This window comes from Croceitalea sp. MTPC5, from assembly GCF_036985505.1.
Taxonomy (GTDB): domain Bacteria; phylum Bacteroidota; class Bacteroidia; order Flavobacteriales; family Flavobacteriaceae; genus Croceitalea.
Window position 1 is genome coordinate 804,628 of sequence record NZ_BTGQ01000001.1, and the last position, 14,606, is coordinate 819,233.

Genomic DNA, 14,606 nt, shown 5'->3' on the forward strand with positions numbered 1-14,606 from the left:
TGTAACTGGAGCTGTTGGTTGTTTTTTTTTGGATTTGGCTTTTTTACAATTCTAAAAATTAAAATTTTATGCGAACAGTCGTGATTTTATAGCAGAAAGTACTTCAGCAATGGTGCATAGTAATGCGTCGTTTACGGCGAAGTATTTGGGGGATAAGAATTAATTGATTCTATAAATGACTATTATAAAATTTTCCAAGCTCATTAAAGTTATTCTCGCAATAGCTTTGACGTTTGTGGTCTTGACAGCTGCGTTTTATTTTTGGCAACGAAAAGAATATTTCGATTTAAAAGATAATTTCCCTGGAAATACCTACGATGTTTATGTCCAGAAGATTGAGAATGAAGAGGATTCTTCATGGGAAATGATTTATGATGCACAAGACTCCATACTAATTGATGTTAACTTGCACAGTAAGTTTGACTACCAACTTGGTAAAAACATCTACCCATTAATTAGAATAGGAATAAATCATTTTTACTTTACCAAGATTCAATTAGATCGTTTTGAAGCACGCCTATATAGCCCATTTAACGAAAACCACACAATTACATTTGTCAAAAGAAAGATGTTTTTAAATAAGCGAACTATTACTGGAAAATGGATTTCTGAGTTTTGGCAGAAGAACTATGAAATCAATTTTAAACCACCTCCCTCCCCTTTTCCAATTGACTCACTTTGGCCATGCATCTATGAAATCAATTCAAATGAAATTAAATTCAATTGTTTAGAAACCAATACATCAGAACTAGTTTACAGTAGCAATAATGAATTTTTGAAAATGAAATTATATAGTATGGTGCCTTCTATTCCTCACCGAAGTTGGAAAATCCTTGAATTAAAAGATAGCATTATGAGGGCAAAAGTAAACTATAAAAGTGAAATTGAATCAAAATATCATACTGATACTTTAGTGCTGAAAAGATTTTTTGAATGAAATCCGAACAATCGTTTTTCAACTAGATAAATACTATAAGCTTTCATTTCACAAGTAGCGTTATTAAACTACAAATTTCTTAGTCTGTTTTTCTTGGTAAGATCCCTTTCTTAAATTCAAACCGATCAACTAATGCTAAACATATTTTCGATATGAAAAGCGAAATATCGATTAAAAATACCAACGTCATTTAATAGTCATAATTTCGTAGCTTGTCTCCTAGAAAAAACTGCTTCCATGTACACCAAAAAAACCTATTCCGCCTTTCATATGGCGGTTTGGACCCGTTTTGAGACCCTATTGTTTATCATCATCATTTTGGGCGTCGTCGCCACATATTATTTTCTTGACTTGGCCTGGCTAAAAATTCCTTGGACGCCCTTGGCCTTAATAGGTACCGCCGTGGCCTTTGTCATCGGTTTTCAAAACAACTCCGCCTATGGTAGAATTTGGGAGGCCCGAAAAATTTGGGGTGGGGTGGTCAATACCTCACGAACCTTCGGGATGTTCGTGCAAGACATGGTCACCAATGAAAAAGCTGAAAACCCGCTACAGAACGAAGAACTACAAAAGGAAATTGAGGTATTGACCTATCGCCATATTGCCTGGATGACGGCCCTAAGACATGCTATGAGGGCACAACGATCATGGGAGACTACTGCAAAACACAGAACCAATCAAGATTGGGATGCCAGACCACCAGAACATGAATTTGAGCTGACCAGTGACTTAGAACCCTATCTTTCAGAAGGGGATTTAGAAGACGTACTAAAAAAGAACAACAAACAAACTGCTATTTTATACCAACAATCACATCATTTGAGGCAACTTAAGGAGCGAGGTCTCATTTGGGAGTTTGCCTTTTTAAAATTGGAAGGTGTTTTAGAAGAGTTGTTTACGTTACAGGGCAAAAGCGAACGTATCAAAAATTTTCCCTATCCCAGGCATTTTGCCACGCTGAACCATTTCTTTATGTGGATATTCGTGTTATTGCTTCCGTTTGCATTGGTGCCGCAATTTGGTGAAATAGGACGGGATATTGCTGAACACCACCCTCTCGTGGGGGACTTGTTTATTTGGCTTAGCGTACCTTTTTATATTATTGTCGCGTGGATATTCCATACGATGGAACGCATCGGGCGTACCGGTGAAAATCCTTTTGAGGGTACGGCCAACGATGTTCCGATATCCACCATTTCCAGGGGAATTGAAATTGACCTTAGGCAAAATCTCGGGGAAGAAAACAATACCATTCCAGAACAGTTTCCTATGAGACACAATGTACAATTCTGACCATAACAATACACGGTATTTGAACCATATGTAAGCTAGAAATCAAGAACATCCTATCTGCGAATTCGGTTTAGGGTAGGTCGAAATACAACGCAAACACCCGAATTAGTGAAAATAGTGTTCTCAAAACCTTTTTTGAGATACATGTGTTCCCTATATCAAAGACTTACTGTCGTAGTTTTGACACCATGATACGACTAAACGACATTTACAAATTGATTTTATGCGGAATAGTAGTAACCTTTGGTTCTTGTTCCGATTCAGACGATTCTGAACCCATGGAAGAACCATCTGTTGAACTTACGACTGCCCTAAGTGGTTTTTATGTGGGTTCGATAGCTGCCGACCAAGGTTTGGCCGATACGTCGGTCATTATCAGGCCGAATGGCACAGATCGGTTCAACGGGGAATATTTTGGTACCAGCAACTTTACACCATGCTGTAACGTTGAGGGCAATGATGGCACCCTGAACTTTCAAGTAGAAGGTCTGCAATTATTGAATATGGCCGTACGACTTGATTCAGAATTGCCGCCCTGTACGGCCAATATTGACGGTAATGGCGAAGCGACTTTGTCGGAAGAAGGGAATAGATTGGTCTTCAATTTAATACAAGACGGATGCGGCGTCCAAAACTTTCCAGTGACATTAACGGTGGTCAAGGTCAGAAATCTAGAGTAAAATCAGCCTACTTTCGTTGCTGGTATTGCAAAGGGGTCATACCGGTGTACTTTTTAAAAATCCGATAAAAGGTCGCCGGTGATTTAAAGCCCACCGTATTGGCCATACCGATCAAAGAATAGGCTTTCCATTCTTCATTATGCAACATCCTTTTAAGTTCCTCAACCCGTTTTTGGTTGATATAATCCTTGAAACCCATGTTGAACTTATGGCGCAGATAATGCCTAATGCTCTGGGGCGGAATCCCGAATAACTTAGACAGGTAACTGATACTTATTTCCGTATCGGTGTATAGCTTTTCTTCACCAAAATACTTTTGAAACAGAGCATCCAATTTTTCACTATTCTTCAATGCCCCGCGGGTATCATGCCGTCCTTTCCCAAATAAAACAGGTCTGACCCATTTCATTTCAAGTACCGTATAGACTATCAACGACCCATTCACAAAAATCACCATTGGCATGAAAAAGTATCGGTTGATACTTAAAAAGGCCGTTGACCAAAATGGGGATGCAAACATAATAGAAGCCACGTCATATGTTTTACCGCTCAAGAAATAAAAAAGTAGCAGGTAAAGCAGCAGTTTGATTCTATTGGTCTTAACACTAGTACCATTTTGTTTTTGCAGTGTGGCCAACAGCTTTACCGACAGAACCGAATAGAAGACCAATAGTAACGACTCGATAATGAGCAACATGGTGGCAATGGTAACATAATGAAGTGCATAATACTCCGGAAATATGAATTTTACGCCATAATACGTGAAATGTAACATCACGGGAAGCATCATATGTGTTAGGGTACTATGTTGAACGTTCTTTGGCCCGGGTCGCCATGTAGAAAGGTATAGAAAAATAAGGGGGCCAATAAATACATTCTTGCCCGATCCCAGAAGCAAAGACAACAACCAGTCTTTTTTTACCACGGGCCAAAAAATATTATTGACCAGTGTAACCCCCATCAGAAAGCAAAGTAGACCCAATAAAATGAATCGACTTCTATTTGAAAAAAAGTTGACCACGGCCAAAACAATCAGGTAAATGCTCGTACAGAGCAGCACGCCATTGTATAAAACATCTGGAAAGGCATCATTCATGACCTAATAGAATCGTGTTCTTACTATATATGAAAACCAGTTGTAAGATACATATTGCTATCATTTAACCCCAATCTTAGAAATGGTAATTCAAAACAAATTAGCGATAACACCATGTCGTCCCCCTTGACGGAATCACTATATAAAACACACTTTTATAAGCCAATACGAATTCGAAACACCATGCTTTATAATGATTAAGGTGCATATCTAAAATATAAGTAATTGAAATTCAGTTATATAAAACCATTAATGAATTTTTGGCACGCTGTTTGGTATAAGTTAACCGGAATGTAAATAGTTACTTCCAGAACTTAAAACCTTATAGTATGAAAAAGTTAATACTTTTAATCGCAGCGGTCTTTTTTGGTACAACCATGACCAAAGCTGAAACACTTGAAGATAAGGTTGTTGTTAATACTTTTCGTAATAGTAACTCCTTCATCTTCGCAGAAAACGGAGTAACCTTCTCAGTGTATCCCGATGGAGAATTTGACTTCTTCATTGACAGTCAAGTAAATCTTGGTGTTGGTGCAAGGGTCGGTAATGTTGGTATAACATTTAATTCTGGATTCAATTACAATCCTTTTGTACAGTATGATGATTACGGTGCCATCGTTCAAGTTGAAAATGTACCCGTATTCTATGACTACTACGGTCGTGTATCACAAATAGGTGGGGTAAATGTTTGGTATAGAAATGGGTTGGTCAGACGAATCGGCGGATTAAATGTCTTTTACAATGGTGGGGTATTCAGTCATCACACCGGATTTGTAAATGTGTATAATAGAAACTTCGTCTTTAGACCCCACTTTAGGTGGTTTGCCAGACCGGCAATCGGTTTCTGCAATGTATGGACCACTCCCTATAGAAGATTCTATAACCCTATTCGGTATACTTGGCACAGACCTTACAGAAATAATTTTAGGCGTGCTTATGTGAACAGGGGTCGTGAATACCGATTCAACCGATCACGAAGGGCAAATATCTATAGAAATGATAGACGGGTAGCTGTTCGTGAAAACAGGGTAAGACGTAATAATGTAGTGAGAAACGGACGAAACAATGTCAACAGGGCTACTAATCGAGTGGCTTCTAGAAATACCGTTGGTCGTAACCGTAATACGGTAAGAAGAAATACCGTAGGTAACACTTCAACGAATAGAAATACGGAGTTGAGAAGAAGTAATACGCGAAGAAATACTACGGTTGCTTCACGTTCAAACCGTGGCAATACGGTTACACAACGAACAGTGACCCGTACACCGCGAAGCACTTCGGTCACAAAAAGACAAGTAGCGCGAACGCCTCAAAAGCGAACGGTAAGCAGGTCTACCAAGACGTTTAAAAAGCCGAATAGCAGAAACGTTGTCAGTAATAGAAGTTCACAGTCAAGAACGCCACGGGTACAGCGAAGCAGCACCCCACAACGGAAAACCGTAAGTAGAAGTGCGTCATCAAACCGAAGTCGTTCCACTGCCTCAAGAACCTCAAGAAGTTCTAGAAGACAGTAAAAACATAGATTGGTGCTTAGAGAAGCCATAACTGCTTCGGCTTCGCTCAGCATTTGTCAAACCAACAGTTTTTGTTTCTTGCCCATGCAATTACAAAACAAGGTTTAAACGAAGTTTTTAGGTTGGTTAGTTGTTTGCCCCGTAGTTGGATTTATCCGCTACGGGGTTTTTTATGAAGTACCTAACTACTTTTGAACGGCCATGTCCGTTACCATTTGCCACTTGTCCTCAGTATTCTTGATCAAGAGTATTGTCACCAATTGGCTGCCTTTTTCAGCTTTAAAATGGGCAACGACGACGGCAGAGTGATCCATGACTTCGACATGCTTAAACTCAACATTGAATTTGGTACCCCCTATGACCTCTTTAGCGAGCAATCCGATATAGTTTTCTGCCGGTATGATAGAGGTCTTGTCTGGGGTAGGGTACCTATTGGCGATTACGCGAAAGTCACTATGTAAGATATCGTCATACGCTTGTATGTTACGTTCTTCACCTGCCTTTGCAAAGGCATAAACAACATCCTTTATTTCATTTTTCATAGATTCCAAGTTTTCATTTGTTTGTGATTTACAAGCTACACTGCCCAAAAGAAGTGATAACATCAGGGTAAAAAGGGATTTTTTCATCATTTTGACTTTATTGATTTCTCGTCAAAACTATGCTGCATAAAGAAGAAAAAGTGTGCGTGAAATCACATAATACACGCTTGAAGACTACATTTTCTTTCTGATCCTGCTTAAGGTTTCCCTCGCAAGTCCTAAATAAGAAGCAAGGTATTTTAGGGGTACTTGTTGTAGTAATTGAGGCCTCTTTTCTTTAATAAATGCATATTTTTCTTGTGGGGAAAGGTTTTTCAAGATGGCCGCAAATTGATGTTGTGAAGCTACCAAATGCTCCAACATTTTTCTTCCTAACCGTTCATAACTCGGGGACACTTCATAAAGCTCCAATAACTTGGCCCTGGGTATATAAAGCACCGAACAATCAGACATGGCCATAAGATTTTTCTTGGAGGTTGTTTGCGTACTCAAACTTTCCAAATCACAGGCAAAACTTCCCAGAAGAAAAAACTCCAGGTAATCTTCCCTCCCATCGGTCACTTCAAACAACCCTATGGTGCCATCAACCACAAAATAGAGGCCCTTATGATAGTTGCCTTGAGATAATAAGAATTCCTTTTTTTTTAAAATCCCTTAATTGTGAAATTGCCCGCAATTGTTCAAATTCATCATCATTCAATTTATAAAAACTACCTAATATGGTTCTGAAGAATTCATCTACTGGGTTCACAGGAATCCGTTTAATTTGTAAAATCTTAAAGTCTTTCTTATCAAAATTTCAATAGTTTTTTTATCAAATCGGATAGGTCTTCTGAGACTTGAAAACGATACAATAGCCCAAAATAGGGTACCACTATCAAAATCGTTTTTAGAACGATATTTAGAATTGGATGAAAATGGAAGGTAATTTGCCCAAACAACACCCCAAACAAAACCAAGAGCACAAAAACCTTAAACGTTGAATTGGTATACGGTACAATGCCAAACTTGAGCTTCACGAAAATCATTTTGATCAAGTTAAATATAAAGATCGAACTGAAACTGGCCAAGGCCGCACCCTCAATACCAAACAATGGAATCAACCACAGATTCAATAGAATGGTCAATAGGGCCAAAAAGACCCCAAAAACCAAAACTGTCCGGTAAAATCTGGAATAATAGAGTATGGCGTTGATATTGCCTAAGAAAGCATCGAAGACCTTCGCCATGCCTATCATAAACACGATTACGAAGCCATTTCTATAGGCTTCGGGAATCATAAGGTACAATGCCTCTATATTGGTTATGATCAGAATGAACAACAGACCCGAAGCGATAAAAGAGGTCAAAGCGGTCTTTTTGTAAAGGTGTTCCAATTCAAAATGATTACCTTGATTGAGGTATTCGGCCGTCATCGGATAGGTAATCTGATTCATGGCTCGATTAGGAACACTTATCACAGTGGCAATATATACCGCAACGCCATAATAAGCCACATTATCGATAGCTATATACTGATTGATCATGAACTTATCGATCTCTATTAAGATAAGCGCCACGGATCCCCCCAAAACCATCAGCATACCGTATTGTAAGATGACCTTATACGATTTGGGGAAATCAAAATCCAATTTAAGCCTTCGTAGACGATACGCATATACCTTCATGATCGCGGTACGTAAAAGATACACGGCGACAATCCCCTTCAGAAATAAAGGCAGCGAAATCATTTGTAAATACAGAAGTACCAATAGTATCGAAATACAGACCCTACCAAAAACCTCTTTCATAAAGTTACCGAAAACGGATTTCAGGTGTACTTTGCTCCAGGCATAAAACACTTCAAAATAAGCCATTGCCAAACCTACCAAAAAGAAATACCAAACATAATCAACTACAATCCCATTCTTTCGAGATAGGAATGCGGCAATACTATCGTAAAAAACCCAAGTAAGCCCAGCTGCTGGAATCAAGATCAGTAATGGCGACAGCACCACCAATGTCAAGAATGAGTTTTTGGTACCCTCATCTTGCGCACTATAGAATTTAACAAGCGTATTGTGGGCGCCAAAAGCAAATAAGGGCATCAAAATCGCGCCCGTAGCCAAAATAAAGGTCACCAACCCGTAATATGACGGTCGTAAAATATTAGTGTAGAGAAAAAGGGTGTTTACAGCACCAAAAGCGAAGCCTATAAAAGTGATGATAGTGTTTCGAAAAGACTGCTTTAAGACGATTCCCATTTGATGGTATTGGCAAGTTTTCTAGTCAATTCACGACGACTGTACTTTTCAATTGCTTCTGAACCTGAAGTCAATTTCCCTTTTTGAAAAGCTGTAAACCACTCTAAAAGTACATTTTTTAAGTCTAATTTATCTTTTGGGGTAAAGCGCTTTCCTGAATTCGTCTCAAGCACTATCATGCCAGCTTCCCAGTTTTCTGGCCCCAGTGCCAATATCGGTCGCCGTGCATTCAAATATTCAAATAATTTGCCAGGTATTATTCCTTTGGTTTCTTCTGAATCAATTTCCAGCAACAACAATATTTGCGATTTTGCTTGCAGTTCCAAGACCTTTGAATGCTGAACATAACCGAATTCGGTCGTGCAATCGTTCAATTGATGTTGGGCCAATGATTCTTTTACCCCATCGCCGACCACCCCGATCAATTGAATTCTTAATTGCACCTTGAAATCCGCATTTTCACGACAGAGTTCTTGTAAAACCTGCCAAAGGACAATCGGATTTCTTGCCGTAAGCAATGAACCGATATGTGACAGTGTGAATTTGCCATCTAAGGGGGCAATTATTTTTTTCCCATCATACCCATTAGTAATGACATCGATTTTTTTTGGTGTAATCTCTTCAAATTCCCGCTTGGTCGTTTTGCTGGTCACTACAATTTTATCAGCGGTAGTCAAAACTTGCCGTTCTAATAGTTTATGCTTGCGCTTGGATGGGGTTGTGAGTTTCAATTTTTTATGATACCCGATACCGGTCCACGGATCCCTAAAATCAGCAATCCACCTAATAGCAAAACGAGATTTTAAAGCCAATCCTATTAAGTGGACACTATGCGGGGGGCCTGTAGTGATAATGGTTTTGATTTTTTCATCCCTCACTAGTTTTGAAATGGTCTTTACCGAAGGTCTCACCCAATGTTTTCTAGCATCAGGAATAAAAAAATTACCACGAATCCATAAAAACAAGCGCTCCATTGGTGATTGTTTATGGTGTTTTTGAATAATACCTGAACTGATCCGTTTTGTTTTTTTCTTTGAAAATAGGGCTGCTAGGCCATGGGGTTCGAAGATAGGTTCTTTGATGATCCGCACACCTTCTGGAATTTCTTTCAACAAAGAGGCATCTACAATGGGATAATTTGGATTCTCAGGAACGAATACAATGGGTTCGACACCAAAATCAGGCAAATACTTTACGAATTTGAGCCATCGCTGTACACCAGGGCCACCAGCTGGGGGCCAATAATAGGCGACGATGAGCACTTTCTGCATTAGTCTTCTGCTTTTCGCTTTGTTCCAATGAAGGAAAAAACCATTCCTGCCAAAATCAATAATCCCAATAAAACAGAACTGGCCAAGGTAATGGTACTCCCCGTTTTTACCACTTCAGGTTCAAAAGAAAAAACGATTTCGTGCTGACCCGCAGGAACCTTCATTCCCCGCAACGCATAATTCACCTCGTAATGTTGCACTTCATTACCATCAAGGGCCACTTTCCATCCCTTTGGATAGTACATTTCTGAAAAGACCGCAAAACCGTCCTTCGTATTGGTACTGGTATACTTCAAGAAATTTGGGCGATAATCCACTAAATCAATACGAGCCAAAGAATCAACCGTGAACGACATGTCAGTGATCCCAGGAAATTTGCGCCCGTTGATAACCGCCGAATTCTTGGTGTTCAAAGAATCCAAAGTTTTTATGGCCACGTCTTCACTATTTACGGTCTTGATTTGTTTCACGAACCAGGCATTACCGTTCGCATCAGGGTTTATGGCAGGAAAACTTGCCCCCTCTTCGTCTTGTTGAACAATGTACTTTACGTTCAACATGTTCAATACCTGCAGGTTATTCTGATACAAATGGAATTCCACCAAATCTTGCATTTTTCTGGGTTTGGCGGCATGGTATCCTCCCAATGACTTATGGAAATAGGAATAGCGGGATCCGTTCAAGCCTTCCTGTGGATCGAAAACCCGAAATATCGATTGGTCTTTTAAAATCGCTTGATCGACGGCCGTGGGTTGAAAAGGTTGTTCAACGGCACGTTGTCGCACAAAGTCTTCCCCATTTACATATCGTAGGTTGACACCAACCAAATCAAGCACTATAAAGGTTCCGATTAAGATGGCAAAGAGGTTTTTTTTGATTTTATCCTTTAAAAATAGGAAGGTGATCAAACCAACCAACAAGACATATACTAATGAACGAATGGTATCACTGATGTAAACCGCTTCCCTATCGCGTTGAATCATCGCCATCAGTTCTTTTCCGAAATATTGTTCGTACCTGGCATCAGCAAGTCCCTCAAAATCAAAAAATCCTTTTATTAGAAAAATACCAATGGCCAGTCCGCCAGTTATCACTGCGCTCCATTTCAACGCTTGGAGTTTTTCTTTTCCAGCAACAGAAGATTTGAACAATTCTTTAAGACCTAATATGGCGAGAATGGGAACACATAATTCTAAAATGACCTGAATCGATGACACCGCCCTAAATTTGTCATATAGCGGAAAATAATCGATCATGAGGTTGGTCAATATTGAAAAGTTCTTTCCCCATGAAAGCAGCAGTGAAAGAACGATACCGCCCAATAACCACCATTTTCGTTTCCCTTTTACTAAAAACAGGGACAGTACGAATAAAAAGAATATCACCGCACCAATATAGGCGGGACCTGCTACTATAGGTTGGTCACCCCAATACAAAGGCATACTTTCCGTAAATTCAAAGGCCCTACTGGGGGGGAGTCCCTGTCCGGTTAGGAATTCATAGGCCTTTGAGTCTTTTCCTAATTTTTCACCGTTCGAACCGCCAAACATCCGTGGCACGAATAGATTCAATGATTCGGCTATACCATAGCTATACTGGGTGATATAATCCTTATCCAATCCGGTACTTACCTCTTTTGCCGAACCATCGGCATTAATGGTCAATTCTGATTTACCGCGCGTACTCCAATCGGCATATTCCTTTGTCGCCAGCAATCCTGTAGCATTCGTGGCAATACCCAGTAGAACGGCGGCCAACAAAATACCGACCGAACTAAAAAAATGTCGTAATTGCTGTTTTTTGATCGCATTGACCAAATACACCATACCCAAAATCAGTACCAACAGCATAAAATAATAGGTCATTTGGTAATGATTGGCACTGATTTCCAATGCCATGGCAATTGCGGTAAGTAAAAACCCTAGTACGTACTTTTTTCGAAAGACCAAAATAATCCCCCCCAATAGCATGGGTAAATAGCCCAAGGCATGTGCTTTGGCATTATGACCGACACCCAAGATGATGATGAGATAGGTAGAAAAACCAAAGGCCAATGCGCCCAATACGGCCAGACGATATTCGACTTTCATACATAACATGAGAATGTAGAAACCAACAAAGTACAAAAACAAATAGTCGGCCGGTCGTGGTAAAAACCGAATCAAACGGTCTAGTTTCTTCACATAATCATGGGGGTAATTGGCACCCAATTGGTAAGTAGGCATTCCGCCAAAGGCACTATTGGTCCAATACGACTCAATGCCCGTAGTCTCTTTATAGTCATTGCGCTCTTTGGCCATACCCTTGTATTGGGCAATATCGGATTGGTAAATGGCCTTACCCTGTAAGACCGGATAAAAATAAGCCAATGCAGCCACGATGAAGAAACCAATGATGATTGCGTTTGTGAGAATTGCCTTTGCAGAAAGCTTCATGAATATCTATTGAAAGCCTAAAGATCAGTCAATTTCTTCAAAATCTATATATTCTCCAACTTTTTTTGAGGGATTGGATTTTCGAAAAGGTCGTTTATTGACCGTGGTCTGTCCTTCTTTTGTGGTATTTTGATTGAAATCTTCGTAGTTACCGAACTGCTGACCAAACTTTTCTTGGGTCTTCTTAGCTGCATAATGCAGTAATCTAGGGGCCAGCCATTTTAAAAGTAATTTAATACCATAGTATACGAATATGAGTATTAAAATCGTTTGTAATAAAACCATCTTGCTGTTTGCTATTGATTCAAAATTACACTGTAAGTCCCATATTCTTTTAATAAGTTTCATAAAATAGTATTAAAATCAGTCCATGGCGCGTATTATCCGAATTCTTTTTTTGACAATTTTTGTTCCCTCAATGGTAATGGCACAGTATACCGATGTCATCAATTCGAATCGACCGGGACAATCGGTCAGCGCCTACGCCGTAGGAAAAAATGTGGTACAAGCAGAGTTCGGAATATTATATGAACAACGAGACCGTAGTGATTTGAATACCGAATCGAGTATTCTTGGTAGCGATCTTTCGTTACGTTATGGTTTTTTATTTGAAAATCTAGAAATCAATTATGAGGGTACGTTCATCAATCAAAATATCAATTTCAACAATTTCAACTTAGAGGAAACCCGTACCGATTTTACTAGAAATCGATTGGGTATCAAGTATTTGGTATTTGACCCTTTTAAAAATCCTGAAGCGAACAAACCCAATCTGTACAGCTGGCGAGCCAACCATAAGTTTCAGTTCAAAAACCTATTACCCGCGATTTCATTGTATGGTGGGACTACTTTTAATTTAGGGGACAATCCCTTTTTTCGTGAGGATGCGACCCTTTCATACCGAGGTATGATTGCCACCCAGAGTCGATTGACCCCAAGATGGGTATTGATCACCAATATTGCCTATGATCGTATTACGACCGATTTTCCCGAGTTGAGTTATATAATTTCACTATCACACGCGTTCAGAAATCCGAAATGGAGTGTTTTTGGGGAACACCAAGGGATCAATAGCGACCGCTTCTCTGATTCTTTGATTCGAGGTGGTATCGCCCATTTATTCAGCCCTAATTTTCAGGCAGACCTAAGCGCAGGGGCCAGTTTCAAGAATACTCCCTCCCGATTTTTCATCACGACCGGACTATCGTATCGATTGGATTTTCATAAAGACCAGCTTATCCCTATCGAAGACCAAAAAAGTGTTGGTAAAATCAAGAAAAGTGATATGAAAAAGAAAAAGCCGAAGAAAAAGAAAAAACGAGGCAAAAAGAAAGATAAAATCGATTTCTAAGTTTTTCTACCGCTTAGAATATTGCTAATATTGACCAACCAAAATACGGGCAATGGTCACAGTAAAAGAAGCTACTTCAAAAAAGGATTTAAAGGCGTTCGTCAAATTTCCCTTTACACTTTATAAAAACAACGACTACTGGGTACCCCCTATTATCAAAGATGAACTTGAGACCTTTGATAAAGATAAAAATCCCGCCTTTAAGACCGCAGAGGCCCGTTTTTTCTTAGCGGTAAAAAATGGAGAAATCGTTGGCCGTGTCGCAGCCATTGTCAATTGGATCGAGGTAAAGGAGCAGAAACTCAAGAAAATGCGCTTCGGTTGGTTTGATTTTGTAGATGACATTGCCGTATCACAAGCCCTATTGGATAAAGTAGAGGAAATCGGCAAAACGCATGATTTGGAATATATGGAAGGCCCCGTGGGGTTCTCAAACCTCGATAAGGTCGGGGTACTTATCGAAGGCTTTGACCACATTGGTACCATGATTACCTGGTACAACCATCCATATTACCAGAAACACTTTGAGCACCATGGTTTTGTCAAGGAAAAAGAATATTTAGAGAATAAGTTCAAGGCAGCAGCGGCCGATCCCAAACTTTTTGCCAAGGCAAATATGCTTATCAAAAAACGATTTCAGCTTCGGGAAATGAATTTCACCGAAAGTGCGGAAATCATGCCCTATGTAGACCAGATGTTCGATCTTTTTAACGAGAGTTATTCAAAATTGGCTTCTTTTGTAAAGATTACCGAAGTGCAAAAGGCCTATTTTAAAAAGAAGTACATCAGTTTCATCAATCCGGAGTATATCAAGTTCGTAGTGGATAAAGACGATAAGCTTGTTGCCTTCGCGATTGTCATGCCCTCTTTTTCAAAAGCATTGCAAAAAGCCAAGGGCAAATTGTTTCCGTTTGGGGTGTTCCATCTATTACATGCCAAAAAACATAGCAAGGATGTTATTTTTTATTTGATCGGTATTCACCCTGATTATCAAAATAAAGGGGTCACGGCAATCATTTTCAACGAGTTCTACAAAACCTTTACCGAAAAAGGGATTATCAACTGCATTCGCACCCCAGAATTGGAAGAGAATACGGCCATACGCCAGATGTGGAAGCACTTTGATCCGGTAACCCATAAAAGAAGACGCACGTACCGCAGGGCGTTATAGCATTTGAAACCGTTTCTGTTTTTGCTATACGTATTTTGTATCTCATTTTAATGATGATATATTTTTATATACC

The 14,606-nt window shown here is 39.6% G+C and carries 14 protein-coding genes; 6 read left to right on the forward strand and 8 right to left on the reverse strand.

Annotation, left to right across the window (positions count from 1 at the left end; translation table 11 throughout):
* Positions 1-175: 175 nt before the first annotated feature.
* From AACM45_RS03725 to AACM45_RS03735, 3 genes are all read left to right on the forward strand, one after another.
* A complete protein-coding gene (locus tag AACM45_RS03725; RefSeq protein ID WP_339140854.1) occupies positions 176-937 on the forward strand; it encodes a hypothetical protein in 762 nt (253 codons plus the stop codon).
* 237 nt (positions 938-1,174) lie between these two features.
* Positions 1,175-2,230 carry a bestrophin family protein gene (locus AACM45_RS03730; RefSeq protein ID WP_339140855.1) on the forward strand — a complete coding sequence of 352 codons (1,056 nt, stop codon included), beginning with the start codon at positions 1,175-1,177 and terminating at the stop codon, positions 2,228-2,230.
* A gap of 188 nt (positions 2,231-2,418) precedes the next feature.
* Positions 2,419-2,910 (forward strand): hypothetical protein, encoded by a 492-nt coding sequence (locus tag AACM45_RS03735; protein ID WP_339140856.1) that lies wholly within the window; start codon positions 2,419-2,421, stop codon positions 2,908-2,910.
* Between the two features lie 7 nt (positions 2,911-2,917).
* Here AACM45_RS03735 and AACM45_RS03740 read toward each other — a convergent pair whose 3' ends face one another.
* Entirely contained in the window at positions 2,918-4,006 is a 1,089-nt protein-coding gene (locus tag AACM45_RS03740) for a helix-turn-helix domain-containing protein (protein ID WP_339140858.1), read from the reverse strand.
* Positions 4,007-4,335: 329 nt separating this feature from the next.
* Between AACM45_RS03740 and AACM45_RS03745 the strand changes: the two genes are divergently transcribed.
* Complete coding sequence (locus AACM45_RS03745) at positions 4,336-5,520, forward strand: hypothetical protein (RefSeq protein ID WP_339140859.1); 1,185 nt, start codon at positions 4,336-4,338, stop codon at positions 5,518-5,520.
* 185 nt (positions 5,521-5,705) lie between these two features.
* On the opposite strand, the gene AACM45_RS03750 is transcribed toward AACM45_RS03745, so the two are convergent.
* From AACM45_RS03750 to AACM45_RS03780, 7 genes are all read right to left on the reverse strand, one after another.
* The gene (locus AACM45_RS03750; RefSeq protein WP_339140860.1) at positions 5,706-6,152 is read right to left on the reverse strand and encodes a nuclear transport factor 2 family protein; all 447 of its coding nucleotides are present in this window, start codon (positions 6,150-6,152) and stop codon (positions 5,706-5,708) included.
* An 84-nt stretch (positions 6,153-6,236) separates the two neighbouring features.
* Positions 6,237-6,653, reverse strand: coding sequence for a Crp/Fnr family transcriptional regulator (locus AACM45_RS03755; RefSeq protein ID WP_339140861.1), 417 nt, complete (start codon positions 6,651-6,653; stop codon positions 6,237-6,239).
* 13 nt (positions 6,654-6,666) lie between these two features.
* Complete coding sequence (locus AACM45_RS03760) at positions 6,667-6,813, reverse strand: hypothetical protein (protein WP_339140863.1); 147 nt, start codon at positions 6,811-6,813, stop codon at positions 6,667-6,669.
* Between the two features lie 40 nt (positions 6,814-6,853).
* Positions 6,854-8,305 (reverse strand): lipopolysaccharide biosynthesis protein, encoded by a 1,452-nt coding sequence (locus AACM45_RS03765; RefSeq protein WP_339140864.1) that lies wholly within the window; start codon positions 8,303-8,305, stop codon positions 6,854-6,856.
* Positions 8,290-9,576, reverse strand: a complete 1,287-nt coding sequence (locus tag AACM45_RS03770; RefSeq protein ID WP_339140865.1) for a glycosyltransferase family 4 protein — start codon at positions 9,574-9,576, stop codon at positions 8,290-8,292. Before AACM45_RS03770 ends, AACM45_RS03765 begins: the two co-directional genes overlap by 16 nt.
* Positions 9,576-12,011: a YfhO family protein gene (locus AACM45_RS03775; protein WP_339140866.1), complete on the reverse strand. Its 2,436-nt coding sequence runs from the start codon at positions 12,009-12,011 to the stop codon at positions 9,576-9,578. The genes AACM45_RS03770 and AACM45_RS03775 overlap by 1 nt, the downstream gene beginning before the upstream one ends.
* Before the next feature lie 24 nt (positions 12,012-12,035).
* The gene (locus tag AACM45_RS03780) at positions 12,036-12,359 is read right to left on the reverse strand and encodes a DUF4834 family protein (protein ID WP_339140867.1); all 324 of its coding nucleotides are present in this window, start codon (positions 12,357-12,359) and stop codon (positions 12,036-12,038) included.
* Positions 12,360-12,381: 22 nt separating this feature from the next.
* On the opposite strand from AACM45_RS03780, the gene AACM45_RS03785 reads away from it, so the two are divergent.
* Both AACM45_RS03785 and AACM45_RS03790 read left to right on the forward strand, forming a co-directional pair.
* Complete coding sequence (locus AACM45_RS03785; RefSeq protein WP_339140868.1) at positions 12,382-13,362, forward strand: transporter; 981 nt, start codon at positions 12,382-12,384, stop codon at positions 13,360-13,362.
* Between the two features lie 52 nt (positions 13,363-13,414).
* Positions 13,415-14,533 carry a GTP cyclohydrolase gene (locus AACM45_RS03790; RefSeq protein WP_339140870.1) on the forward strand — a complete coding sequence of 373 codons (1,119 nt, stop codon included), beginning with the start codon at positions 13,415-13,417 and terminating at the stop codon, positions 14,531-14,533.
* Positions 14,534-14,606: the final 73 nt, after the last annotated feature.

Excerpts from the sequence above, each read along its gene's own strand:
- AACM45_RS03775 (WP_339140866.1), bottom strand. The coding sequence starts at position 12,011 with ATGAAGCTTTCTGCAAAGGCAATTCTCACAAACGCAATCATCATTGGT.
- AACM45_RS03725 (WP_339140854.1), top strand. The coding sequence starts at position 176 with ATGACTATTATAAAATTTTCCAAGCTCATTAAAGTTATTCTCGCAATA.
- AACM45_RS03780 (WP_339140867.1), bottom strand. The coding sequence starts at position 12,359 with ATGAAACTTATTAAAAGAATATGGGACTTACAGTGTAATTTTGAATCA.
- AACM45_RS03745 (WP_339140859.1), top strand. The coding sequence starts at position 4,336 with ATGAAAAAGTTAATACTTTTAATCGCAGCGGTCTTTTTTGGTACAACC.
- AACM45_RS03790 (WP_339140870.1), top strand. The coding sequence starts at position 13,415 with ATGGTCACAGTAAAAGAAGCTACTTCAAAAAAGGATTTAAAGGCGTTC.
- AACM45_RS03730 (WP_339140855.1), top strand. The coding sequence starts at position 1,175 with ATGTACACCAAAAAAACCTATTCCGCCTTTCATATGGCGGTTTGGACC.
- AACM45_RS03770 (WP_339140865.1), bottom strand. The coding sequence starts at position 9,576 with ATGCAGAAAGTGCTCATCGTCGCCTATTATTGGCCCCCAGCTGGTGGC.
- AACM45_RS03735 (WP_339140856.1), top strand. The coding sequence starts at position 2,419 with ATGATACGACTAAACGACATTTACAAATTGATTTTATGCGGAATAGTA.
- AACM45_RS03740 (WP_339140858.1), bottom strand. The coding sequence starts at position 4,006 with ATGAATGATGCCTTTCCAGATGTTTTATACAATGGCGTGCTGCTCTGT.
- AACM45_RS03750 (WP_339140860.1), bottom strand. The coding sequence starts at position 6,152 with ATGATGAAAAAATCCCTTTTTACCCTGATGTTATCACTTCTTTTGGGC.
- AACM45_RS03765 (WP_339140864.1), bottom strand. The coding sequence starts at position 8,305 with ATGGGAATCGTCTTAAAGCAGTCTTTTCGAAACACTATCATCACTTTT.
- AACM45_RS03785 (WP_339140868.1), top strand. The coding sequence starts at position 12,382 with ATGGCGCGTATTATCCGAATTCTTTTTTTGACAATTTTTGTTCCCTCA.